We start from the raw sequence: 22,600 nt of genomic DNA on the forward strand, positions 1-22,600 counted from the left end.
AACACGGCAACCGGCGTTAGGTATTGGTTTTTCAAGTGCAAGTAGTCAGCATCAGCAGCCTCAAAGGCGGGGTCGGCAAAACTTCCGTCACCACCGGATTGGCATCTGCGGCCCTGGCCGCCGGCATCCCCACCCTCGTGGTGGACCTTGATCCGCATGCGGACGCCAGTACGGCACTGGGCGTCCAGCCGGATGACCAACTGGACATCGGCCGGATGCTGAAGAGCCCCCGCCGTGCCAGGCTTGCCGAGAACGTCGTCACCAGCGGCTGGGTGGCCCGTGAAAACTACAACGGAGCCCGGCCCGCCGTCCTGGATGTTGCTGTAGGTTCCGCTTACACAGGCATTTACGATCGGCCCGACCTTGGCCGCAGGGACCTGCGCAGGTTGTCAGCGGTTCTGGCCGGCACGGACAAGTACCAGCTGATCCTGGTGGACTGCCCGCCCTCGCTGAACGGACTGACCCGGATGGCGTGGTCCGCCAGCGACAAGGTGGCCCTCGTCGCCGAACCGGGGCTGTTTTCCGTGGCGGGAACGGAGCGCACCATGCGCGCTATCCAGCTGTTCCGCCAGGAGTTCGCCCCCAACCTCTCCCCCGCCGGCATCATTGCGAACCGCGTCCGCTCGGGTTCGTCCGAACACGCCTTCCGCCTCGCGGAAATGCAGTCGATGTTCGGAGAACTGCTGCTGACACCCCACATTCCGGAACAGGCAAACTGGCAGCAGATCCAGGGTGCGGCGCATTCCGTGCACCACTGGCCCGGTGATTCGGCGAAAAATGCCGCCAGCATGTTCAACACTCTTCTTGACAACCTCCTGGCATCCAACGGCTCCGATCCCGCCGGAGCACTCCGGGAACGGAGCCTCCGGTAGTTGGAATGCCGTCCCCGTGGCCTCCCCACGCACTGACAGCAGAAAGGCCGCCTTCCTTCCGGAAGGCGGCCTTTCTGCTGAGGGTAGGGGTGCTAGCCTGTGGTGCCGGTCTTGCGGGCTGCGCGGCGCTTGCTGAGTTCATCGTCCGGAAACGACTGCTCGACGGCGTGCTCGCTGGGAAGCGCTGCGAGGCTGCCTTCCACTTCGCGCCACACCCGGCCGACGGCGATTCCGAACACACCCTGGCCGCCCTGGACGAGATCAATGACCTCATCCGCGGAGGTGCATTCATAGACGCTCGCGCCATCGCTCATGAGGGTGATCTGGGCGAGGTCTTCAACGCCGCGTTCACGCAGGTGTTCGACGGCGGAACGGATCTGCTGCAGTGAAACGCCCGTATCCAGCAGCCGCTTGACCACTTTCAGCACCAGGATGTCGCGGAAGCCGTAGAGCCGCTGCGAGCCGGAACCGGCGGCGCCGCGAACTGCGGGCTCAACCAGGCCTGTCCGTGCCCAGTAGTCGAGCTGGCGGTAAGTGATGCCTGCGGCCTTGCAGGCAGTCGGTCCGCGGTAGCCGGCGTCCTCGTCCAGGACAGGAAGGTCTTCCGTGAAGAGGAGGCCCTGAGCACCGCTCGCGGGCAGGGCTACGCCTGCCGTTGAAGCCTGCTTTAGCTCGCCTGCTTCGCCTTTCGGACTCACGTGGACCCTCCTCGTCGTATGCTCCCCTAAGGAAGTTGCAGCAACAGCGATCACAGATCCGAAATTCATCTGTGTAATTTCAGCCGGAGCTGCACATTCCAGTGTGACTTGCGCGGCTGTTGTATGCAATGGGAACTTGATATGTTCGACGTTAGGCCTGCCAGGGCCCAAGGTCAAAGACGTTGGCCCTCTTCGAGGGGCGTGTCGAAACTTTCAGCCTCAACTTTAACCTTAACGTGCCCCTAGCCGTCGAAGTCTTCGGGCTCCACGTCGTCGAGGAACTCACGGAAGCGTCGCAGTTCACGCTCCTCGTCCACGGTGGGGCCTGGCTCGGTGTCTTCACCTTCATCGTGCTCGGTAATCCGGACACCGGCCTCATCCATCACCGAGTCCGCGCACCAGATGCGGCACTTGGCCCGCAAGGCCAGGGCAAGGGCGTCCGAGGCCCTGGAGCTCACGGTGGTGCCGTCTTCGAACTGGAGCTGTCCGTAGAAGATGTTGTCTTCGACGGCGACGATATTGACGCTGACGATGGAGTGGCCCAACGATTCGACGACGTCGATTAGGAGGTCGTGCGTCATGGGCCGCGGCGGCACCACACCCTGCTGGGCCAACGCGATGGCACTGGCTTCAGGGGTTCCGATCCAGATGGGCACGTGCCGTTCGCCGTGGATTTCGCGAAGCAGCACCAGCGGCTGGTTCGACGGCAGTTCGATCCTCACGCCTACGATCTCGACTTCAATCATCAGATATCCATTCGCGATATGCGGTCCTGCACCAAGGCCCGGTGCAGCGTCAGGCAGAGATCACTGATCTCCCGGGCTGCCTCGGCGGCCCGGGCATGGGATGCGGCGTCCTTGCGGGAGGTCAGCGGCGCCACGGCACGTTCCACCAGGCCAAACTCCCGCTCTGCGGCGGCCTGGAAAGGCCGTAGGTGGCGGGGTTCGAGGCCGTGGCTTTCCAGCTGGACGCAGGCACGGGCCACCTGCAGGGCATGCTCATCGAACTTCCCGTTGACGTGGCGGATCAGCCCGAATTCAAGCAACGACCGCAGCAGCGGCACGCTGGCGCCGGACTCGGCCCGCAGCTGGTCCTCGCTGAGCCTGCGCACCTTGTTCTGCAGTTCGGTGGCGAGTTCGTCCGACACGATCCGCGGGGACACCGTGACGCCCGGCGGCAGGTTCTCCGGGCGTTCGCCGCGGTCGATCGCGTCAAGATAGTCCTTGATCACCTTCAGCGGCAGGTATTGGTCGCGCTGGAGAGCCAGCACGAAGCGCAGCCGCTCCACATCCGTGTCCGCATACTGCCGGTAGCCGGCCGGGGTGCGCTGCGGATTGATCAGGCCCTTTTCTTCAAGGAACCTGATTTTGGACGCGGTCATGCCGGGGAAGTCGTCACTCAGTTGCGCGAGTACTTCCCCGATGTTCAGGACCTGGGGTCCGCGCCGTTCCGGTTGTGCCAGAGCCACAGGCAACTACCCCGGGATCAGACGTTGCCTGCAGCGCGGGCAGGGCTGAGGTAGAAAGTGAGCCGGAACTTGCCGATCTGGACTTCATTGCCGGACTTGAGCTCCACGCTGTCCACGCGGTCGTGGTTGACGTAGGTTCCATTGAGGCTGCCGGTGTCAACGACCTCGAAACTGCGTGCCGTCCGACGGAATTCCACGTGGCGGCGGGAGACCGTGACGTCGTCAAGGAAGATGTCCGCGTCCGGATGCCGTCCGGCAGTGGTGACGTCGGAGTCCAAGAGGAACCGCGCACCGGTGTTGGGTCCGCTATGGGCCACCAGCAGCGCCGAACCGAACGGAAGGGCCTCCACGGCAACCCGCTCCTCCGGAGACAGCTTGGGCGCAATGATCGGCTCATCACGGATCGGCGTGAGATGAATCGAGGTGGTCTCCGAAGCCTTCACTCCGCCCGTGCCGTAATCACCAACGTTGTGGCTATTCTCGTGACCAACCATGGATTCCTCCTCTTCCGTTGCAGATGTCCCCCTGCAAACAACGCGTGCCCTCCGGAAAAGCCTGGCAGATCCGGTACTACCGGCGTGCCGCCGGCTGCTGATCACTCAGCAGCCGGCCCGCCATGCCGGTTATCTTTAGCCTACCTGTTGTTCGTACTCCGATGCACTGAGCAGGGACTCCACCGCGTCGGCCTCCGCGAGCTTGACCTCGATGAGCCAGCCTTCGCCGTACGGATCGCTGTTAATCAGGGCCGAATCGGTGTCCAGTGCCTCGTTCCGGGCGACGATTTCTCCGCTCACGGGAGCGTAGATGTCGCTCACGCTCTTGGTGGACTCAACCTCGCCAACGACCTCGTTCGCGGCGACCTTGGTGCCGACTTCGGGCATCTGCGCGTACACCACGTCACCCAGGGCGTCCTGGGCGAAATCGGTGATGCCTACCCGCACTACGCCCTCGGCGTTGGGGGCGGAAACCCACTCATGTTCGGCAGTGTAGGACAGGTCTTCGGGAATGTTGCTCATCAGGGGCCTTTCATCGGGTCAACCACGAATATTGGTCAATCAGCAATGTCAACGGAGGTCTGCAGAACAAGCCGCCGCTGAAAGTATATGCACATCAATAGCCGCGGCAGGGAGCCCTTGTCAGGACCCTTGTGGCACAGTAGTGACATGCCAGAACTTCCCGAAGTGGCCGGGCTGAGCGCTTTCCTGGGCGCCCGGCTTCGTGGAGCTGTACTGACGAAAATCCAGATCGTGTCCTTCGCGGTCCTCAAGACGGCGGACCCGCCATATACGGCACTGGAAGGCCGCACCATCTCCGGTGTCCAGCGCCGGGGAAAATTCATCATCCTGGAGACTGAGGGCATCTATCTCGCGTTCCACCTGGCAAAGGCCGGCTGGCTCAGGTACACGGAATCGCCGTCCCATGCCGTGCTGGCACGGGGCAAGGGGTACATCGCTGCGCGGCTGGAGTTCACCACGAACCGGCCGGACGCCGACGGCGGCGCAGTACAGATAGGGATCGACCTCACCGAGGCAGGCACCAAGAAGAGCCTGGCACTCTACGTGGTCCGGGACCCGGAACAGATCCCGGCGGTCGCCACCCTGGGCCCTGATCCGTTAAGCGACTCGTTCAGCCTTGATGATTTCGCTGAAATTCTCGCCGCGAGCACCCAGCAGATTAAGGGACTGTTACGGAACCAGGGAGTGATCGCCGGCATCGGAAACGCCTACAGCGACGAAATCCTCCACGCGGCGCGGATCTCCCCCTTCGCCATCGCGAAGTCCCTGGACCCGGCAGCCGTCCGCGTCCTTTACGACTCCGTCCACAGCATCCTGGGCCAGGCGGTGGCGGAGGCTGTGGGAAAGGCGCCCAACGAATTGAAGGACGCCAAGCGGAACACCATGCGCGTCCACGGCCGGACCGGTGAGGAGTGCCCCGTCTGCGGGGACACCATCCATGAAGTGTCTTTTGCCGACAGGGCTTTGCAGTACTGCCCGACCTGCCAGACAGGCGGCAAGATCCTGGCGGACCGGAGGACGTCCCGTTTCCTGAAATAGGGCGCCACAACCGGCACAACGAAAAAACCGCCCCGGTCCCGGGATGATTCCCGGAAACGGAGCGGTTTTTCCTGCTGGTCGGGCTGACAGGATTTGAACCTGCGACCCCTTGACCCCCAGTCAAGTGCGCTACCAAGCTGCGCTACAGCCCGTTAGTCCCGCCGTTCTCCGCTTCGGTGGCCTCCCAGGTTTCCCTGCGATTTTCACCTAAGCAGTCCGGCCGAACCACCTTGAAAAGCTTACACGATGTCAGAGGGTGCAAGTGACACTTTCTGTGTGACACATGCAACGTGTGCCGTGATTAACGCTTCTTGCCGCGCTTTTCGCGGACGCGCATGTTGACCTCAATGGGCGTTCCCTCGAAACCGAAGGTTTCGCGGAGGCGGCGGGTGATGAAGCGGCGGTATCCCGGGTCCAGGAATCCGGTGGTGAACAGGACAAATTTCGGCGGGCGGCTGGAAGCCTGCGTGCCGAAGAGGATGCGGGGCTGCTTGCCGCCGCGGACCGGGTGCGGGTGCGCAGCCACGAGCTCGCCGAGGAAGGCGTTCAGGCGCCCGGTGGGGATGCGCTTGTCCCAGCTTTCCAGTGCCGTGTCCAGCGCAGGAACCAGGCGGTCCTTGTGCCAGCCCGTCAGCGCCGAAATGTTCACGCGCGGCGCCCAGGCCACGTGGGCCAGGTCCTGCTCGATTTCACGTTCCAGGTAGGTGCGGCGTTCGTCATCCAGCAGGTCCCACTTGTTGAACGCGAGAACCAGTGCACGGCCGGATTCAATGGCCAGCTGCAGGATGCGGACATCCTGCTCGCTGAGCACTTCGTCCACGGCGAGGAGCACGACGGCGACCTCCGCCTTTTCGAGGGCGCTCTGCGTACGCAGCGAGGCGTAGAAGTCCGCGCCCTGCGCCATGTGCTGGCGGCGGCGGATGCCGGCGGTGTCGACGAAGCGCCAGGTGCGGCCGCCGAGTTCGATGAATTCATCGACGGGGTCGCGCGTGGTGCCGGCGGTGTTGTCCACGACAACGCGCTCGGATCCCGCCAGCTTGTTCAGCAGGGAGGACTTGCCCACGTTCGGACGGCCGATGAGTGCGATACGGCGCGGCCCGCCGGAGCGCTCCAGCCCTTCGATCGTTGAGTACTCAGGCAGGGTGTCCATTACGTGGTCGAGGAGGTCGGCGACGCCCCGGCCGTGCAATGCCGACACCGGGTACGGCTCGCCGAAGCCGAGGCCCCAGAGCGTTGCCGAGTCGGCTTCCTGCGCAAAGTCGTCCACCTTGTTGGCCACCATGATGACCGGCTTCTTGGACTTGCGGAGCATTTTGACGACCGCTTCGTCCGTGGCGGTGGCGCCGACGGCTGAGTCGACGACGAACAGCACGGCGTCGGCGAGTTCCACGGCCATTTCGGCCTGCTCTGCGACCCGGGCGTGGATGCCGCGGGCATCGTGCTCCCAGCCGCCGGTGTCTACGACCGTGAAGTTCCGGCCGTTCCACGTGGCCGAGTACATCACCCGGTCGCGCGTGACGCCGGGGGTATCCTCCACCACGGCTTCGCGGCGGCCGAGGATACGGTTCACCAGGGTGGACTTGCCCACGTTGGGGCGGCCGATGATGGCCAGCACCGGATCAAGCTTGACCGGACCGTCGAAGTCCTGGTCGTCGTAGTGGCCGCTCAGGAGGGCGGCGTCTTCCTCGTCCAGTTCGTAGTCGTCCAGGCCGGCCCGGAGGGAGGCGGCTCGAAGCTCTGCCTCGTCATCGTCCAGGGCAGCAAGATGCTCCGCCACCTGGTCCGTGCCGGTGGGCGTGTATTCGTCTTCGCCGGCGCCAAATTTGCCGGAGGCTTGAGTCGTATCGCTCATTGCACTTTCCTTAGTGGTGATCTGCCGGCGTCCCGGCTACTTCTTCATGACGTTTTTGCGGGGAATCCGCGCCGGGCAAGGGCTGCCCGCTGAGTTGAATCGTTTGCTGGACATGCCGTGCCAATGCAGCGCGGATCTCGTTTCCCGCCCTGTCCATTGAAACACGCCCTGTCTCGCCGGGCCTGCGCCCCACAGCCAGCGCCTTGCCGAAACTGACGTGCAGCCGCCGGCCCGGCCGCGGAACGGCGTCGAGGTGTTCGCCGCCGATCCTGGTGCCCAGGATGGCCACAGGAACCACGGTGGCGCCGGAGTTCAGCGCCAGCCAGGCAACCCCGTTGTTAATGGTGGTCGCCTCGCCGCTCCCCCGTGTACCTTCGGGGAGGATACCGACGCAACGGCCGGCGTCGAGCGCGCTTTTGCTGAGCTGCAGCGCGGCACGGTCGCCGGAGCGGTCCACCGGAAGCTGGCCCGAAGCCTTGAGGACGCCCCCGAGGAAGCCTTTGAACATTTCCTTCTTAACGAGGATGTGCATGGGGCGCGGTGACGCGCCGAACATCACCGGCCCGTCCAGGAAGCTGATGTGGTTGCCAGCGAAGATCACGGGACCTTCAGTGGGAACGTTCTCCCGTCCGTGGACTGTGGTCCGGTAGACCACATGGTCCAGGATCCACCCGACCGGCCGGCTCCAGGCCATGGTCCATCCGCCCGGGAGTACGCCGCCGCCTGCCTGCGCCCGGTCGGGACGGGTGCCCCCTGCGTCAGTCACGGTTGAGGACCTTGTTGACGATACCCAGGGCCGCGTCAACGGTGCCGTCGAAGTCCAGATCCGACGAATCCAGGGTGACGACACCGTCCGCAGCCGTGGTGAAGTTGACGACGGTCGAGTCCTTGGCGTCGCGCTGGGTGACCTGGGCCGCCAGCTGCTCGGCGCTCTGCGTGCCGCCCAGCTGGACGCCCCGTCGGCGAAGCCTGGCCTCCTCGCTGGCCGTCAGCAGCATCCGGACTTCGGCGCCGGGAGCGACGACCGTGGTGATGTCGCGTCCTTCCACCACGATGCGGCGGTGGTGGACCTCAATCAGTTCACGTTGCCGGCGAACCAGTTCCTTCCGCGCACCGAGGGTGGTGGCGATGGCACTGACGGCCGAGGAGATGGCCGGTTCCCGGATCGCCTGCGTGACGTCCGTGCCGCCAACCCGGACGTATTCCTCATTCGGGCTGGTGCTGACGTCCAGCGGCAGGTCCTCGGAGGCCTGCTCGATGGCCGCTGCGTCGCCCAGGTCGATTCCCCGGTCCAGGCAGTACCAGGTCAGGGCACGGTACATGGCGCCCGTGTCCAGGTAGGCCAGGCGGAGGCGTCGTGCCACTTCCCTGCTGACGCTGGACTTTCCGGACCCGGAAGGGCCGTCGATGGCAACCACCAGCGGCCTGCCTTGGCGAAGCATAGGCACGGTGTCAATGAGTTCCTGTGTCATTACTGCAGTACCCGCCATCCACGGTCGTTGAGTGCTTCGATGAGCAGATCATGTTTGTTGGGCAAAACCGACAGTTCCACCATTCCTACATTCTGCCCGGACGAATGGTCCAGCCGCAGGTCTTCGAGGTTGACCCCGATTTCGCCGATCTCCGTCAGGAGGCGGGCGATCTGCCCCGGCCGGTCGTCCACCAGGACGGTCAACCAGGAATACGCCTGCGGCGGTCCGCCATGCTTGCCGGGAATCCTGGACTGCCCGGCGTTGCCCTCACTGATCAGCTGGGCCAGGTCCAGGCGGGCACCGGGGGCGGCAGGATCTTCAAGCGTGCCGATCAGGCGGTTGAGGTCCTCCCGAACGCCGTGCAGGATCTCGACCACCGGGCCCGCGTTGGCGCCCAGGATCTGGACCCACAGCGTCGGATCGCTGGCCGCGATCCGGGTGACGTCGCGCAACCCGTTTCCGGCCAGCGACAGGGCGTGCAGGGGCGTACCCTGCAGCCGGCTGGCCACCAGCGATGACATCACCTGCGGAAGGTGCGACACGAGCGCCACGGCGTGGTCATGTTCCTCGGCGCCGAACTGCGTGACCACGGCACCGAGGTCCGTGGCCAGGGCACGGGCTGCCAGCAGGGCACCGGGCGACGTTTCGCCGGAAGGGCAAACCACCCAGGGCATGGAGGTGAACAGCTCACCGCGGGCCGCCACGGGCCCTGACTTTTCCCGGCCGGCCATCGGATGCGTGCCCACGTAGCGGGCAAGGTCCACGCCGCGCCCCCGAAGGTCGGCCAGGATTCCGGACTTAACGCTGGCGATGTCCACCACCGTTGCGGCCGGGTAATCAGTCAGTGCGCGCTCCACCACGTCCGCTGTAACGTCCGGCGGAGCGGCCACCACAACAAGTTCGGGCTGCTCGTCGCCAAGGCGCGACAACGGAAGGCCTGCCCCGATGTCGACGGCGACCGCCTGGTTGGTGGGTGACGGATCGGACAGGAACACCGAGACGCCGCGGCCCCGGAGCCCGAGGCCGATGCTGGTCCCCAGCAGTCCCGTTCCGATAACCACCACCGGGCCGCGCAGGTGGCCGCGCCCGTGGGTACGAAAGGCAGACATGGACTACAGCCCTACGGATGCCAGCAGGTGGCCGACTTCCTGCTTGCCGAGGTTGCGGATGCTCCCCTGGCGCTGGTCGCCCAGGCCGATGGGGCCCACTTTGACCCGCACCAGGCGGAGTACCGGGAAACCGACGGCGTCGAACAGGCGGCGTACGATGCGGTTCTTGCCGGAGTGCAGCACAACCTCGATCAGCACGTGGCCCGGGGTGGAGTCCACCAGCTTGAAGGAGTCCACCGAAGCGAACCCGTCCTCAAGCTCGACGCCGGACTTCAGCTGCGCGCCGATTCCCTGCGGGAACGGGCCGCGGACCTGGACCAGGTACGTCTTGGGCACCTCGTAGGACGGGTGCGTCAAACGGTTGGCGAGTTCGCCGTCGTTCGTCAGCAGCAGCAGGCCCTCGGTGGCGACGTCGAGGCGTCCCACGTGGAAGAGGCGTTCGCCGTGCGTGTTGCGGACGAAGTCGCTGATGCACGGACGGCCGTCAGGGTCCTCCATGGTGGACACAACACCCTTGGGCTTGTTGAACACCATGTACACCATGTTCTCGTCCAGCTGGATGCGCAGTCCGTCAACGTGGATCACGGCGGTCTTCGGGTCGACGCGGACGCCGAGCTCCGTGACAACCTTGCCGTCCACTTCCACGCGGCCCTCCGAGATCATTTCCTCGCACACGCGCCGGGAAGCGACGCCGGCGGAGGCCATGACCTTCTGCAGGCGGATGCCGTCGGCATCGTGCATTTCGGACTGCGGCACGTCGCCGCGGGGTCCGCGCTTCCGCGAAGGCTTGCGGACGGGGCCGAGGTTCTGGCCGAACCGTTCGCCGCCGAACGCGCGCGAACCGAAGGTCTTCGCTGCAGCGGACCGCGGCTTGGGCTTCAGGGCGCCGGGCGTACCGGGCTCTTTGCCGGCGCCGGGCTTGCGCGAACCGGGCTTCCGGGCGGCAGGTTTTCCCTGCTTCCAGTCTCCGGACGCCGGGCGGTCTGCCGGTGCGCCGGCCGGGCCCTGCAGGTCCGGATCGATGAAGGCCTCTTCGCGAGGCTTGGGGCGTTTGAAGGGACGGTCGCCGCCGCCTTTGTAGCCGGCGCCGCCGGCTCCGCCTCCGCGGCTGCCGCCGCCCTGCACCGGATTGCGTCCGGCTTTATTTTGTCCGGCGCTGTTGCGTCCCGAACTGTTACGTGGTGAACCCTGGCGTCCCGCCTGTGTCATGACCCGTCCTTCGTTATGGTGGCCGGCGTTGGTTGTCTCCCGACAACACTAGCCAGCCGGGCGGATTAAGTCCGCCCTGGTGGATTCTCGTGCGCAGGCATGGATACTGCCTACATTCTTCCGGCGTCGTAGAACTCTTCGATGCCTTCAAGCCCTGGAAGATGGGGTGAAAGCTGCGGCAACTCAGCCACCGAGCCGATTCCCATGCGCTCCAGGAAATACGACGTCGTGCGGTAAAGGACGGCCCCGGATTCGGGATCGGTACCCGAGTCTTCGATGAGTCCCCGCTGCATGAGCGTCCGCACGACAGAGTCAACATTAACTCCTCGAATTGCAGACACCCTGGCCCTTGATACGGGCTGGCGGTAAGCGATGACGGCGAGCGTTTCCAGTGCCGCCTGCGTCAGCCTGGCTGTCTGTCCCTCCAGCACGAACCCGCCGACGACGTCGGCGAAATCCGCGCGGGAATAGATGCGCCAGCCTCCGGCGATATTCCGCAATTCAAAACCCCGGGGTCTGGATGTGCGGCCACTGTCTGTGGCAACACCCGAGTCCGGGGCATTAACAGTATAGCCGTTATACTCACGCTGAAGTTCCGCCAGGAGCTGCTCGACGGCGTCGACGGTGAGGTTGAGCCCTGTGGCCAGTTCGACGGCGGTGGCCGGCTGGTCAATGACCATCAGCACAGCCTCGAGGGCGGCATGCGCGCCGCCGGGGAGTTCAGCGACGTTCACTCCGCTGTCCGCCTCCGCGCTGCTTGCCGGATCCGGTGTGGTGGCGCTCAAGGCTGCTCCTCGTATTCTTCGCTGAGATTGTCACTGCTCCAGTCATCGTGCCCCGCCGTCCAGTGCACTGTCAGGTCGCCCAGAGGGAGCAACTGGTCGAACGCAACCACCGTGTCCCTGAACATTTCCAGCAGCGCCAGGAAGCGGGCCACCACAACCATCGTTGATTCAGCATCGGCGATCAGTGCCCGGAATGACAGCGGCTTTCCCGCCTGAAGCTTCAGCCCAATGATTTCAGCCTGTTCCTTGACGCTCACGGCGCTCCCGTGCAGGTGCGCCAGGCCAACCTCGGTCGGCGCCGCTTCCTTGGGTTTCAGCGCGGCGTCCGCGAGGGCAGCGAACTGCGCGGGTGTGTGGCGCCACACGAGTTCCGGAAGCAATGCCGCGAACCCGGGTTCCAGTGCGACCTGGCGGGGGTAGCTGCGGGCCTCGAGTTCAAGGGTGGAGTTGATCAGGCCGGCCACCTGCTTGAACGCCTTGTATTGGAGCAGCCGGGCGAAGAGGAGGTCACGCGCTTCGAGCAGGGCGACGTCTTCGTCGTCCTCCACTTCACCTGCCGGCAGGAGCCGGGCGGCCTTGAGGTCCAAAAGCGTGGCGGCAATGACCAGGAATTCGCTGGCTTCATCCAGCGCCCATTCCTCCCCCAGCTGCTGGAGGTTGCGGATGTACTTGATGAATTCATCGGTCACCGTGGCCAGGGCTACCTCGGTGATGTCCAGCTGATGCTTGCTGATCAGGCCGAGCAGCAGGTCGAAGGGTCCCGTGAAGTTGGCGAGCCGCACCTCGAAGCCTGATTTTTTCGTCGGCTCCGCGAGCGGGGTGACTGCCAGTGCCACGGCCTTGGCTAGGGTGCGCCGCCGCGCGAAATCAGCTCCTTGGCCAGGCGGCGGTAGGCGTCGGCACCGATGTGGTTGGCGGCGTAGCTGGTGATTGGCTCCGCGGCCACCGTGGCGTCTGCAAACTTGATGGAGCGCTTGATGACGGTCTCGAAGACTTTATCTCCGAAGGCTTCCACCAGCCGGCTGATGACTTCGCGGCTGTGCAGGGTGCGGGCGTCATACATCGTGGCCAGGACCCCGTCCACCTGGAGCCGCGGGTTCAGCCGGTCCTGGACCTTGTCGATGGTTTCCACCAGAAGCGCGACGGCCCGCAGCGCAAAGAACTCGCAGATCAGCGGAATGATGACTCCGTGGGCGGCGGTGAGGGCGTTGACCGTCAGCAGGCCAAGCGACGGCTGGCAGTCGATCAGGACGACGTCGTAATCGTCCTCCACTTTTTTCAGGGCACGGTCCAGCACCTGCTCGCGTGCAACTTCGTTGACCAGCTGCACTTCCGCGGCCGAGAGGTCGATGTTGGCCGGCAGCAGGTCGACATTTTCGACGCCGGTGTGCTGGATGGCGTCCCGGATGTCCACTTTGCGGTCCATCAGGACGTTGTAGACCGTCAGGTCCAGTTCATGCGGGTTCGTCCCAAGGCCGGCGGACAGTGCCCCCTGGGGATCAAAGTCCACCAGCAGGACCCGGCGGCCGTATTCGGCAAGGGCAGCGGCCAGGTTAATGGTGGAGGTCGTCTTGCCGACGCCGCCCTTCTGGTTCACCATGGCGATCACGCGGGCGGGGCCATGGGACGACAGAGGCGCAGGCTCGGGGAATTCGCGGTAGGGGCGCCCGGTAGGACCCATGACGGCGTCTTCCAGATCGAGTTCGGTGCCTTCCAGAGTTGCTGAACCCTGTTCGCTGCTCACGTATCTATCCACACTTTCGATGACGTTGATGTCCTGCCGCTGAATCTCCAGCGCCTATGGTTCCTTCCCACCAAGGTTACAGCGCCGCATCAGTGATTCAACGGAACTTGACACGCGCCCTTGATTGAGCCTTTACCTTCTGGTAAAGGTCGAAGGTTTAGGCCGTCCATGCAAAAAACCGCCCGTACAGGATGATCCTGTACGGGCGGTCTTTTCTTTTTCTGCTACTGCGTTACTTCCGTTTCCCTGCAGTATTTCCGGTTCAGGCGTTGGCGGGAACCGGTGCAGCCGGAGCTTCCTGCTCCACATGGTGGTGGGCGATCATGGTCTGCTCGTCGAAGGGCTCTTCGCCGGACAGCACACGCTCCACCTGGCCGCCGTCGATCTCCTTGACCCAGGTGCCGATCAGGACCGTGGCGACCGCGTTGCCGGTGAAGTTGGTCAGGGCGCGGGCCTCGGACATGAAGCGGTCGATGCCGACGATCATGCCGACGCCGCCGAGCAGTTCCGGCTTGTGGGCCTGCAGGCCTGCGGCCAGGGTGGCCAGGCCGGCACCGGTGACGCCTGCTGCGCCCTTGGAGGCGATGATCATGAAGACCAGCAGGGAAACCTGGGCGCCCAGGTCCAGCGGGGTGCCCATGGCGTTGGCCACGAACAGGGACGCCATGGTCAGGTAGATGGCCGTGCCGTCAAGGTTGAAGGAGTATCCGGTGGGAACCGTGACGCCGACAACCGGCTTGGAGACACCCAGGTGCTCCATCTTGGCGATGAGGCGCGGCAGCGCGGCTTCAGAGGAGGACGTGGAGAAGATCAGGAGGTATTCGCGGGCCAGGTACTTCATGAGCCGGAAGATGTTGACACCTGCCACAACCTGCAGCAGCCCGCCAAGGATGATCACGATGAACAGTGCGCAGGTGATGTAGAAGGCGGCCATCAGGGTGAACATGCTGACGATGGCCTGGACGCCGGTGGCTCCCACGACGGCGGCGATGGCACCGAAGGCGCCCACCGGGGCAAGCCACATGATCATGATGAGGATGCGGAACACGACAGCCTGGCCGTAGCCGATGGCCTTGAGTACCGGCGCACCCTGCGGGCCCATCTTCTGCAGGGCGAAGCCTACGAGGAGTGCGGCAAAGAGCGTCGGAAGGACCGGAATGTCTCCCGGGATGATTCCGAGGAGGAAGGCGACGGTGCTGTCGACTTCTGCCTTCTTGGAAGGATCGTACGGCGCCAGCTTCAGGCCCTCGCCCGGGTGGATCAGGTTGCCAACCACCAGGCCGATGGCGAGCGCGAAGGTAGACATGAGCACGAAGTATCCCAGCGCCAGGCCACCGACCTTGCCCACCGTGGCCGCCTTCGCGATGGAGCCGATGCCCAGGACGATGGTGCAGAAGATGATGGGCGCAATCATCATCTTGATCAGCTTGATGAACCCGTCGCCCAGCGGCTTGAGGGATTTCCCGACCTCCGGGAACATGAGTCCGATCACTGCGCCGAGGATCACGGCGGCGATGACGGCGATGTAGAGGTAGTGCGACTTGTCGAGTCCCTTGCGCTTTGCCTTGACAGGCGTAGCTGACTCTCCTCTTTGAGAAGCCATGATGTGTCTCCTTATGGATAATCTGGAAGACGTTGCGGCACAGTCTCTGGGCTCCACACGTCCGTCCGGTGTGATATCCATCATTGGGCATGGCGTGACCTGGCTCACCGTTGCGTTCATATTGGTCGTGGAAGGTTGGCATGAGGCACAAATGGAGCATTGCGCGCCGGCTGTTCGTGGCGCATTTGCTGTTTATGCTCGCCCTGACCGCCACGGTGGGAACGGCCACCTTCATCGATGCCCGGGACCATGCGTACGACGAGGCCGGCCGCCGGATGTCCGGGATCGCCACGTCTGTTGCTGACAATCCCCTGGTGCTGCAGGCCGCCGGGCTGCCGGACCCGTCCGCGGTGCTGCAGCCCTATGCCCTGGACGTGATGGCCGACGCCGACGTGGATTTCATCACCATCATGGCTCCGGACCGGACCCGGTGGACCCACCCGCGCAGCGAGGAACTGGGCAAGCCGTACATAGGATCGATTGATGCCGCCCTGAACGGACAGGTGTTTACCGAAATCACTGCCGGGACGCTGGGGCCGTCGGTTCGCACCATTGCACCCGTGAAGGACCAGTCGGGAGACGTCAAGGCCCTGGTGGCTGCCGGGGTAACAGTCCGGACCGTTGACGTCGCCGTCTCGGGCCGCCTTCCGGCCCTGCTGGCCATCGCCTTCGCTCTCCTGGTGGGCGGTTCAGTGGCGTCCTGGGTCCTTGGCCGGTACCTGCGCAACGTCACGCGGGGCTGGGGACCCGAGCAGCTCGCCCAGCTGTTCGCGTACTACGAGTCCGTCCTTCATTCCGTCCGTGAAGGTGTCATCCTGATCGATTCCAAGGGGCGGGTGGTGATGTACAACGACCAGGCCGCAGAGCTCCTTGGGCTCGCGCCACGGCCGTCCGGGAGCGACCCCGCAGACGCGGCCCTGCTCAGCGACCTCCCGCTGGCACCCAGCCTGAAGGACCTGTTCGAATCCGGACGGACTGCGAAGGACGAAATCCATTTGGCCGGACCGCGCGTCCTGGTGATCAACCAGGGACCCGCCGTGGGTCCGTCATCCTCGGCCGGCCGCCAGCGCCCGGCTGTTTTCGGGACCGTGGCAACCATCCGCGACCGCACGGAGATCGAGTCCCTCGGCAGCGAACTGGAAACCATGCGCACGCTGTCCGACGCGCTCCGGGCCCAGACCCACGAGCACGCCAACCGCCTCCACACCATCGTGTCGCTGATGGAACTGGGCCGGGCGGACGAGGCCCTGGATTTTGCCACCAAGGACCTGGAGCTCAGCCAGCAGCTCACGGATGAGATGGTGGGTGCCATTGAAGAACCCGTACTCGGTGCCCTCCTCATGGGAAAGGCAGCTGAGGCGCACGAGCGCGGCGTCGAACTGGGCCTGCAGGCGAACAGCACCGCGGGGACCGCCGGCGTCGCCGTCCAGGACCTGGTGACCATTCTTGGCAACCTGCTGGACAACGCCATCGACGCGGCGGCCGACGCTCCGGCGCCCAAATGGGTGGAACTGTCGGTGGAGTCCGGCGTCCGGGGCATTGAGATCACAGTGGAGGACTCCGGACGCGGCATTGACCCCGATGCCGTGGAGGACGTGTTCCGGTATGGATTCAGCACCAAGCCCGCCGGCAAGTACGGCCGGGGCCTGGGCCTGGCACTGGTCAGGCAGGCCGTCCACCGGCTGGGCGGCACCATGGCCATCACGAATCCCCGCGGGGCGCATTTCCACATCTTCCTTCCAGCAGCCGGCACCACCAAGGAGACTTCATGAGCGATATCCGGGTCCTCGTCGTCGAGGACGAACCGGTGGCCGCGGCCGCCCACGGCGCCTACCTGGGGAGGCTTCCGGGTTTCTCGCTGGCCGGCACGGCCCCCGACGGCCAATCGGCGCTGCGCCTCCTGGCGGAATTCGCCGCCGCCGGCAACCCCGTGGAACTCGTCCTCCTGGACATGAACCTCCCCGACCTCCACGGCCTGGACATTGCGCGGCGGATGCGGGCCTCGGGGCTGCTTCCGGACATCATCGCCATCACCGCCGTGCGTGAGCTCAACATCGTGCGCAGTGCCGTGTCCATCGGGGTGGTCCAGTACCTCATCAAGCCGTTCACCTACGCGACCTTTGCAGACAAGCTGACCAGCTACCGGCAGTTCCGCGAGCAGCTGGCCGCAAGCCTGGGCGGGACGAAATCCGGGGCATCACAGAGCGACGTCGACCAGGCCTTCGCCAGCCTGCGGGCGCCGAGCGAGCTTCCGCTTCCCAAGGGCCTGTCGACGTCGACCCTGGACGCCGTCCAGGAGTTCATGAAGCAGCAGGCGGACGCCGTCTCGGCCACGGAGGTCATGGATGCCCTCGGGATGTCCCGGGTGACGGCCCGGCGATACCTGGAGTACCTTGCCGACGCCGGAACTGTTTCCCGGACCGCCCGCTACGGCGCCCCCGGCAGGCCCGAAAACGAGTACCGCTGGACCCGGGGCTGACCGCAAGGCACCACCCACCGGTGCCTGCCGGCAGCTCAGCGTGTCATGGCCGGGGACCGGCGGGACCGGCAGGACGCAGGGTGCTGATCAGCTGGTCAATCACTCCGGCGTCTTCAATCGTGGACGGCACGACATATTCCTCGCCGTCCGCAATCTGCCGCATCGTCTTGCGGAGGATCTTCCCCGACCGGGTCTTGGGCAGCGCATCCACCACTGCCACGTGCTTGAAGTCCGCAACTGCTCCGATATCCCGGCGGACCAGCGCGATCAGGTCCTTGACCAGGATGTCCTCCGGCACCTCCACTCCCGATTTCAGGACCACGTACCCGCTGGGCCGCTGGCCCTTCAACGGATCCGCGAGGCCGATCACTGCGCATTCGGCCACCGCCGGGTGCTGCCCGATCACCTGCTCCATGGCACCAGTGGACAGCCGGTGCCCGGCCACGTTGATGATGTCGTCGGTGCGGCCCATGACGAACACATAGCCGTCCTCGTCCCGGTAACCGGAGTCGCCGGTGGCATAGGAGCCCTCGAAGGCCTGGAGGTAGGAGGATACGTAGCGTTCGTCGTCGCCCCAGAGCGTGGCCAGCGTTCCCGGCGGCAGCGGCAGGCCGAGCACGATGTTGCCCTCCGTACCGGCCCCGACGTCCTCCCCCAGGCCGTCCACGATGTTGAGCTTGAACCCCGGCATCGGAACACTCGGCGACCCTGCCTTGATCGGGAGCTTCTCCAGTCCCCTGGGGTTGGCACAGATGGCCCAGCCCGTCTCGGTCTGCCACCAGTGGTCCACCACCGGAACACCCAGGGCCTGCGTGGCCCAGTGGAAGGTATCGGTATCAAGCCGCTCCCCTGCAGCGAAAAGTGTCCGCAGGCTGGAGATGTCGTACTCCCGAAGCAGCGTCGCCTCCGGATCCGCCTTCCGGATGGCGCGCAGCGCGGTGGGGGCGGTGAACAGGACGTTGACCTTGTGGTCCCGGATCACGCGCCAGAAGGCACCCGCGTCCGGAGTTCCCACCGGTTTGCCCTCATAGAGGACGGTGGTGGCGCCGGCCAGCAGGGGGCCATAAACGATGTAGGAGTGCCCCACCACCCAGCCGACGTCCGAGGCAGTCCACATGACGTCGCCGGGGTTGATGTCATAGATGTTCTCCAGGGTCCAGCTGAGCGCCACGGCATGGCCGCCGTTGTCCCGAACCACTCCCTTGGGGCTGCCCGTGGTTCCCGAGGTGTAGAGGATGTAGAGAGGGTCGGTGGCTTTGACGTCCACCGGCGCCGCCGGTTCCGCAGAGGCCATCTCCGATTCCCAGTCCAGCCAGCCCGCGTAGTCCGATGCTGCGGAGGCGAAGCCGTCACGTGCCGTGACAATCACGGGGAGCTCCGGTACTCCGGCCAGGCGGAGGGCTTCCTCCACGGCGGGAAGGTATTCGATCCGGCGCGACGGCTCCATCCCGCCTGACGCCGTGACCACGACGGCGGGCGCCGCGTCCCGGATGCGGGCAGCGAGCTCCTTGGGGGCAAACCCGCCGAAGACCACCGAATGGACCGCCCCAAGCCGCGCCGTGGCCAGCATCGCGATGGCGGCTTCGGGAATCATCGGCATGTAGATCACAACCCTGTCCCCCTGGCCGACTCCGCGCCGCCGGAGAACTCCGGCAAAGCGGGCCACCAGCTCCGTCAGTTCCGCATAGCTGAAGTGCCGCCGGGTCCCCAGCATGGCCGAATCGTAGATCAGCGCATCCTGCCCGCCCCGACCGGCCTCCACGTGGCGATCCAGGGCGTTATAGGACGTATTCAGGACGCCGTCCGGAAACCAGCTGTACAGTGGCGCGCGGCTGGAATCCAGGGCCTGCGTCGGCGGCGCGGACCAGGAAATCTTTCCGGCAGCATCCAGCCAGAACTCTTCGGGCTTCTCCAGGCTCTGTGCATAGCTGTCCTGATAGCGCTTGGTAACCATGAATTGCATCCCGTCCACGACGTTGTGATGAGGGCCATGCTAGTCCGGACGGTCACCCTGCACAAGGGTCCTTGTATACAAATTCGGCAGGCAGTCGCACTTCTCGGGCCAACTACTGGGCAAAGAGTAGTTCTGTGTATACACTGAGGACACGTCAACCAATGAAGGAGTCAGGGATGCGCGCCAGCGACAGGGCCTACGCGGCATTGCGCGACGACATCATCGAATGGCGCCTCCTGCCCGGCACAGTGCTCGCGGAAGTGGAGCAGTCCGAGCGGTTGGGTGTGTCCCGCACTCCCCTCCGGGAGGCCCTCAGCCGGCTCACCGCGGAGGGCTTGACGACGGCGGGCGGCCGCGGCGTCGTCGTCACCGACATTTCGCTCGACGACATCGATGAGCTGTTCGAACTGCGTGAAACCCTCGAAGGCAAGGCGGCCGCGCTGGCCGCCGAGCGCGGGGACCGCGCAACCTTCGAACAGCTCCGGCTCGAGCTCCTTCAGGCACCGGAGCTGATCAACGGCAGCGACCCCGGCCGCCATGCCTACTATCAGCTCGCGGGCCGCCTCGATGCGGCCATCGATGCGGCCATATCCAACTCGTATCTGGTACAAGCAATGCGCAGTTTGCGCGTGCACCTGGTCCGTGTGCGCCGGCTGGCCGCCGACGACGCACAGCGGCTCACTGCGGCCGCCGCAGAGCACGCGGCCATTGCCGAGGCGATCGCCGCAGGCAATCCGCGGCTTGCCGAGGCGGCCACCACGCTTCATCTGCACCGCAGCCTTTCCCACGTCAAAGTCACGCATACACCCCAGTCATAAGGAGCATCATGGTCAAGGAACACCACGTCCGCGTTTACAAGAGCGAGGAAAACCTGCCCCGCGAGGACCAGCTCGCGTACAAGATCGCCCAGGTTGCCACCGATCCCGTCGCCGTCACCGAGGAGGTCACCGACATGGTGATCAACCGCGTGATCGACAACGCCTCGGTTGCGATCGCTTCCCTGAACCGCGCCCCCATCGTTGCGGCCCGCGCCCAGGCACTGACCCACGGACCCACCACCGGCGGCAAGGGATCCAAGGTCTTCGGCATCGACGAGCGGGTCTCCCCGGAATGGGCGGCCTGGGCCAACGGGGTCGCCGTCCGTGAACTGGATTACCACGACACGTTCCTGGCAGCGGACTACTCCCACCCGGGCGACAACATTCCGCCGATCCTGGCCGTCGCCCAGCACGTGGGCTCCAGCGGACACGACCTGATCCGCGGCATCGCCACCGGCTACGAGATCCAGGTGAACCTGGTCAAGGCCATCTGCCTGCACAAGCACAAGATCGACCACGTGGCCCACCTCGGCCCGTCCGCCGCTGCCGGCATCGGCACCCTGCTGGGACTCGACGTCGAGACCATCTTCCAGTCCGTCGGCCAGGCACTGCACACCACCACCGCCACACGCCAGTCGCGCAAGGGCGAGATCTCCACCTGGAAGGCCCACGCCCCGGCCTTCGCCGGAAAGATGGCGGTCGAGGCCGCGGACCGCTCCATGCGCGGCCAGACCTCGCCGGTGCCGATCTACGAAGGCGAAGACGGCGTCATCGCCTGGATGCTCGACGGCCCGGATGCCTCCTACATGGTTCCGCTGCCGACACCCGGCGAAGCCAAGCGCGCCATCCTGGACACCTACACGAAGGAACACTCCGCCGAGTACCAGGCCCAGGCCTGGATCGACCTCGCCCGCAAGCTCCACCGCGAACACCCCGAGGCCGCCGACCCGGCCAACGTGAAATCGGTGCTGATCAAGACCAGCCACCACACCCACTACGTGATCGGCTCCGGCGCCAACGACCCCCAGAAATACTCCCCCACGGCTTCCCGCGAAACCCTGGACCACTCCATCCCGTACATCTTCACCGTCGCCCTGCAGGACGGCGCCTGGCACCATGTGGACTCCTACGCCCCCGAACGCGCCGCCCGCCCCGACACCGTGGAACTGTGGCACAAGGTCACCACCGTCGAGGACCCGGAATGGACCCGCCGCTACCACTCCCTCGACATCGCCGAGAAGGCCTTCGGCGGCTCCGTGGAAATCACCCTCAATGACGGCACCGTCATCACCGACGAAATCGCCGTGGCCGACGCCCACCCGCTCGGCGCCCGGCCGTTCGCCCGGGAGCAGTACATCAACAAGTTCCGCACCCTCGCCGCCGGCATCGTGGCCGAAGCGGAAATCGAACGGTTCCTGGCCGCCGTCGAACGCCTTCCGGAACTTGCCGCCGGTGAGCTGGACCAGCTCAACATCAAGGCAGCCGACGGCGTGATCGACCTCGCCGCCGCACCGAAGGGACTGTTCTAAATGCTGTATTCGAAGGTCACGCCGGAACAGAAGCGGGTCCGGTTCCGGCAGCTCCTGGCCTCCGGGACCATCCAGCAGTTCCCCGGCGCGTTCAACCCCCTCTCAGCCAGGCTGATCGAGGAAAAGGGCTTCGCCGGGGTCTACATCTCCGGCGCCGTCCTCGCCAACGACCTCGGCCTGCCGGACATCGGCCTGACCACCCTCACCGAAGTCGCCACCCGGGCCGGGCAGATCGCCCGCATGACCGACCTGCCCAGCATCGTCGACGCAGACACCGGCTTCGGCGAACCCATGAACGTGGCCCGCAGCGTCCAGGAACTCGAGAATGCCGGCCTGGCCGGCTGCCACATCGAGGACCAGTTCAACCCCAAACGCTGCGGCCACCTGGACGGCAAGAACGTGGTGGACCTGGACACCGCCACCAAGCGCATCCGCGCCGCCGCCGACGCCCGCCGGGACCCCAACTTCCTCATCATGGCCCGGACCGACATCCGCGCCACCGACGGACTGGCAGCGGCGCAGGACCGGGCCAAGGCCCTGGTCGAGGCCGGCGCCGACGCCATCTTCCCCGAAGCCATGAAAGACCTCAGCGAGTTCCAGGCCATCCGCGACGCCGTGGATGTGCCCATCCTCGCCAACATGACCGAATTCGGCCAAAGTGAGCTCTTCACCGTGAAGGAACTCCAGGGCGTCGGAGTGAACATGGTCATCTATCCCGTCACCCTGCTGCGTAGTGCCATGGGCGCCGCTGAGCGTACTCTGGAATCGATCAGGTCCGACGGCACCCAGGAGGCACAGGTAGAGAGCATGCTGACCCGTGCGCGGCTGTACGACCTCGTGGACTATGAGGCCTACAACCGCTTCGACACCGGGGTCTTTAATTTCCAGATCCCCGGTACCCACTGACCCCCATCCCGGACTTCCGGTTTCGGCCGGCACCACAGCATTAGGAAC

The 22,600-nt window shown here is 65.3% G+C and carries 21 protein-coding genes, 1 tRNA gene and 1 pseudogene; 7 read left to right on the top strand and 16 right to left on the bottom strand.

Going from position 1 to position 22,600, the window contains the following annotated elements:
- The first annotated feature begins 35 nt into the window (after positions 1–35).
- A complete protein-coding gene (locus RW112_RS12940; protein WP_317782152.1) occupies positions 36–872 on the top strand; it encodes a ParA family protein in 837 nt (278 codons plus the stop codon).
- Between the two features lie 92 nt (positions 873–964).
- On the opposite strand, the gene RW112_RS12945 is transcribed toward RW112_RS12940, so the two are convergent.
- The 5 genes from RW112_RS12945 to gcvH form a co-directional block, all read right to left on the bottom strand.
- Complete coding sequence (locus RW112_RS12945) at positions 965–1,570, bottom strand: MerR family transcriptional regulator (protein WP_305940484.1); 606 nt, start codon at positions 1,568–1,570, stop codon at positions 965–967.
- A 242-nt stretch (positions 1,571–1,812) separates the two neighbouring features.
- Positions 1,813–2,316 carry a bifunctional nuclease family protein gene (locus RW112_RS12950; protein WP_011691403.1) on the bottom strand — a complete coding sequence of 168 codons (504 nt, stop codon included), beginning with the start codon at positions 2,314–2,316 and terminating at the stop codon, positions 1,813–1,815.
- Positions 2,316–3,032, bottom strand: a complete 717-nt coding sequence (locus tag RW112_RS12955; protein WP_317782202.1) for a MerR family transcriptional regulator — start codon at positions 3,030–3,032, stop codon at positions 2,316–2,318. The genes RW112_RS12950 and RW112_RS12955 overlap by 1 nt, the downstream gene beginning before the upstream one ends.
- Before the next feature lie 23 nt (positions 3,033–3,055).
- The gene (locus RW112_RS12960) at positions 3,056–3,532 is read right to left on the bottom strand and encodes an FHA domain-containing protein (protein WP_317782153.1); all 477 of its coding nucleotides are present in this window, start codon (positions 3,530–3,532) and stop codon (positions 3,056–3,058) included.
- 135 nt (positions 3,533–3,667) lie between these two features.
- Complete coding sequence (gene gcvH, locus RW112_RS12965; protein ID WP_305940482.1) at positions 3,668–4,054, bottom strand: glycine cleavage system protein GcvH; 387 nt, start codon at positions 4,052–4,054, stop codon at positions 3,668–3,670.
- Between the two features lie 147 nt (positions 4,055–4,201).
- Here gcvH and RW112_RS12970 point away from each other — a divergent pair, with 147 nt between their 5' ends.
- Complete coding sequence (locus RW112_RS12970) at positions 4,202–5,092, top strand: Fpg/Nei family DNA glycosylase (protein WP_317782154.1); 891 nt, start codon at positions 4,202–4,204, stop codon at positions 5,090–5,092.
- A gap of 75 nt (positions 5,093–5,167) precedes the next feature.
- Here the strand turns inward: RW112_RS12970 and RW112_RS12975 are convergent.
- The 10 genes from RW112_RS12975 to RW112_RS13020 all read right to left on the bottom strand — a co-directional run bounded on the left by RW112_RS12975 (position 5,168) and on the right by RW112_RS13020 (position 14,866).
- Positions 5,168–5,244 (bottom strand) — tRNA-Pro (locus RW112_RS12975).
- 149 nt (positions 5,245–5,393) lie between these two features.
- On the bottom strand, positions 5,394–6,944 hold the full coding sequence (gene der, locus RW112_RS12980) for a ribosome biogenesis GTPase Der (protein WP_305940480.1): 1,551 nt from the start codon (positions 6,942–6,944) through the stop codon (positions 5,394–5,396).
- Between the two features lie 10 nt (positions 6,945–6,954).
- Positions 6,955–7,638 (bottom strand): lysophospholipid acyltransferase family protein, encoded by a 684-nt coding sequence (locus tag RW112_RS12985; protein ID WP_317782203.1) that lies wholly within the window; start codon positions 7,636–7,638, stop codon positions 6,955–6,957.
- Positions 7,639–7,702: 64 nt separating this feature from the next.
- Complete coding sequence (cmk, locus tag RW112_RS12990) at positions 7,703–8,416, bottom strand: (d)CMP kinase (protein ID WP_317782155.1); 714 nt, start codon at positions 8,414–8,416, stop codon at positions 7,703–7,705.
- Entirely contained in the window at positions 8,416–9,525 is a 1,110-nt protein-coding gene (locus RW112_RS12995) for a prephenate dehydrogenase (protein WP_317782156.1), read from the bottom strand. The genes cmk and RW112_RS12995 overlap by 1 nt, the downstream gene beginning before the upstream one ends.
- A gap of 3 nt (positions 9,526–9,528) precedes the next feature.
- The gene (locus tag RW112_RS13000; RefSeq protein WP_317782157.1) at positions 9,529–10,734 is read right to left on the bottom strand and encodes a pseudouridine synthase; all 1,206 of its coding nucleotides are present in this window, start codon (positions 10,732–10,734) and stop codon (positions 9,529–9,531) included.
- A 110-nt stretch (positions 10,735–10,844) separates the two neighbouring features.
- Complete coding sequence (gene scpB / locus RW112_RS13005) at positions 10,845–11,519, bottom strand: SMC-Scp complex subunit ScpB (protein ID WP_411709901.1); 675 nt, start codon at positions 11,517–11,519, stop codon at positions 10,845–10,847.
- Complete coding sequence (locus tag RW112_RS13010; RefSeq protein WP_317782158.1) at positions 11,516–12,355, bottom strand: ScpA family protein; 840 nt, start codon at positions 12,353–12,355, stop codon at positions 11,516–11,518. The genes scpB and RW112_RS13010 overlap by 4 nt, the downstream gene beginning before the upstream one ends.
- 8 nt (positions 12,356–12,363) lie before the next feature.
- Positions 12,364–13,263, bottom strand: a complete 900-nt coding sequence (locus tag RW112_RS13015; protein WP_028271698.1) for a ParA family protein — start codon at positions 13,261–13,263, stop codon at positions 12,364–12,366.
- Between the two features lie 262 nt (positions 13,264–13,525).
- Entirely contained in the window at positions 13,526–14,866 is a 1,341-nt protein-coding gene (locus RW112_RS13020) for a cation:dicarboxylate symporter family transporter (RefSeq protein WP_317782159.1), read from the bottom strand.
- Positions 14,867–15,006: 140 nt separating this feature from the next.
- Between RW112_RS13020 and RW112_RS13025 the strand changes: the two genes are divergently transcribed.
- Both RW112_RS13025 and RW112_RS13030 read left to right on the top strand, forming a co-directional pair.
- Positions 15,007–16,638 carry a sensor histidine kinase gene (locus RW112_RS13025; RefSeq protein ID WP_317782160.1) on the top strand — a complete coding sequence of 544 codons (1,632 nt, stop codon included), beginning with the start codon at positions 15,007–15,009 and terminating at the stop codon, positions 16,636–16,638.
- Complete coding sequence (locus tag RW112_RS13030) at positions 16,635–17,345, top strand: response regulator (RefSeq protein WP_317782161.1); 711 nt, start codon at positions 16,635–16,637, stop codon at positions 17,343–17,345. Before RW112_RS13025 ends, RW112_RS13030 begins: the two co-directional genes overlap by 4 nt.
- Before the next feature lie 43 nt (positions 17,346–17,388).
- Here the strand turns inward: RW112_RS13030 and RW112_RS13035 are convergent, their stop codons facing one another.
- Complete coding sequence (locus RW112_RS13035) at positions 17,389–19,299, bottom strand: propionyl-CoA synthetase (protein WP_317782162.1); 1,911 nt, start codon at positions 19,297–19,299, stop codon at positions 17,389–17,391.
- A gap of 176 nt (positions 19,300–19,475) precedes the next feature.
- Here RW112_RS13035 and RW112_RS13040 point away from each other — a divergent pair.
- From RW112_RS13040 to prpB, 3 genes and pseudogenes are all read left to right on the top strand, one after another.
- Positions 19,476–20,130 (top strand): annotated as a pseudogene (locus tag RW112_RS13040) (GntR family transcriptional regulator); the annotation flags it as partial.
- Positions 20,126–21,646 carry an MmgE/PrpD family protein gene (locus RW112_RS13045; RefSeq protein WP_317782163.1) on the top strand — a complete coding sequence of 507 codons (1,521 nt, stop codon included), beginning with the start codon at positions 20,126–20,128 and terminating at the stop codon, positions 21,644–21,646. The pseudogene RW112_RS13040 and the gene RW112_RS13045, both read left to right, overlap by 5 nt.
- The gene (prpB, locus tag RW112_RS13050) at positions 21,647–22,552 is read left to right on the top strand and encodes a methylisocitrate lyase (protein WP_317782164.1); all 906 of its coding nucleotides are present in this window, start codon (positions 21,647–21,649) and stop codon (positions 22,550–22,552) included.
- The last annotated feature ends 48 nt before the right edge of the window (positions 22,553–22,600 follow it).

This window comes from Arthrobacter sp. B10-11 (assembly GCF_033142195.1).
In the GTDB taxonomy this organism is placed as follows: Bacteria; Actinomycetota; Actinomycetes; order Actinomycetales; family Micrococcaceae; genus Arthrobacter; species Arthrobacter oryzae_C.

Excerpts from the sequence above, each read along its gene's own strand:
- RW112_RS12950 (WP_011691403.1), bottom strand. The coding sequence starts at position 2,316 with ATGATTGAAGTCGAGATCGTAGGCGTGAGGATCGAACTGCCGTCGAAC.
- RW112_RS12960 (WP_317782153.1), bottom strand. The coding sequence starts at position 3,532 with ATGGTTGGTCACGAGAATAGCCACAACGTTGGTGATTACGGCACGGGC.
- gcvH (WP_305940482.1), bottom strand. The coding sequence starts at position 4,054 with ATGAGCAACATTCCCGAAGACCTGTCCTACACTGCCGAACATGAGTGG.
- RW112_RS12970 (WP_317782154.1), top strand. The coding sequence starts at position 4,202 with ATGCCAGAACTTCCCGAAGTGGCCGGGCTGAGCGCTTTCCTGGGCGCC.
- der (WP_305940480.1), bottom strand. The coding sequence starts at position 6,944 with ATGAGCGATACGACTCAAGCCTCCGGCAAATTTGGCGCCGGCGAAGAC.
- RW112_RS12985 (WP_317782203.1), bottom strand. The coding sequence starts at position 7,638 with ATGGCCTGGAGCCGGCCGGTCGGGTGGATCCTGGACCATGTGGTCTAC.
- cmk (WP_317782155.1), bottom strand. The coding sequence starts at position 8,416 with ATGACACAGGAACTCATTGACACCGTGCCTATGCTTCGCCAAGGCAGG.
- RW112_RS12995 (WP_317782156.1), bottom strand. The coding sequence starts at position 9,525 with ATGTCTGCCTTTCGTACCCACGGGCGCGGCCACCTGCGCGGCCCGGTG.
- RW112_RS13000 (WP_317782157.1), bottom strand. The coding sequence starts at position 10,734 with ATGACACAGGCGGGACGCCAGGGTTCACCACGTAACAGTTCGGGACGC.
- RW112_RS13020 (WP_317782159.1), bottom strand. The coding sequence starts at position 14,866 with ATGGCTTCTCAAAGAGGAGAGTCAGCTACGCCTGTCAAGGCAAAGCGC.
- RW112_RS13025 (WP_317782160.1), top strand. The coding sequence starts at position 15,007 with ATGAGGCACAAATGGAGCATTGCGCGCCGGCTGTTCGTGGCGCATTTG.
- RW112_RS13030 (WP_317782161.1), top strand. The coding sequence starts at position 16,635 with ATGAGCGATATCCGGGTCCTCGTCGTCGAGGACGAACCGGTGGCCGCG.
- RW112_RS13035 (WP_317782162.1), bottom strand. The coding sequence starts at position 19,299 with ATGGTTACCAAGCGCTATCAGGACAGCTATGCACAGAGCCTGGAGAAG.
- RW112_RS13045 (WP_317782163.1), top strand. The coding sequence starts at position 20,126 with ATGGTCAAGGAACACCACGTCCGCGTTTACAAGAGCGAGGAAAACCTG.
- prpB (WP_317782164.1), top strand. The coding sequence starts at position 21,647 with ATGCTGTATTCGAAGGTCACGCCGGAACAGAAGCGGGTCCGGTTCCGG.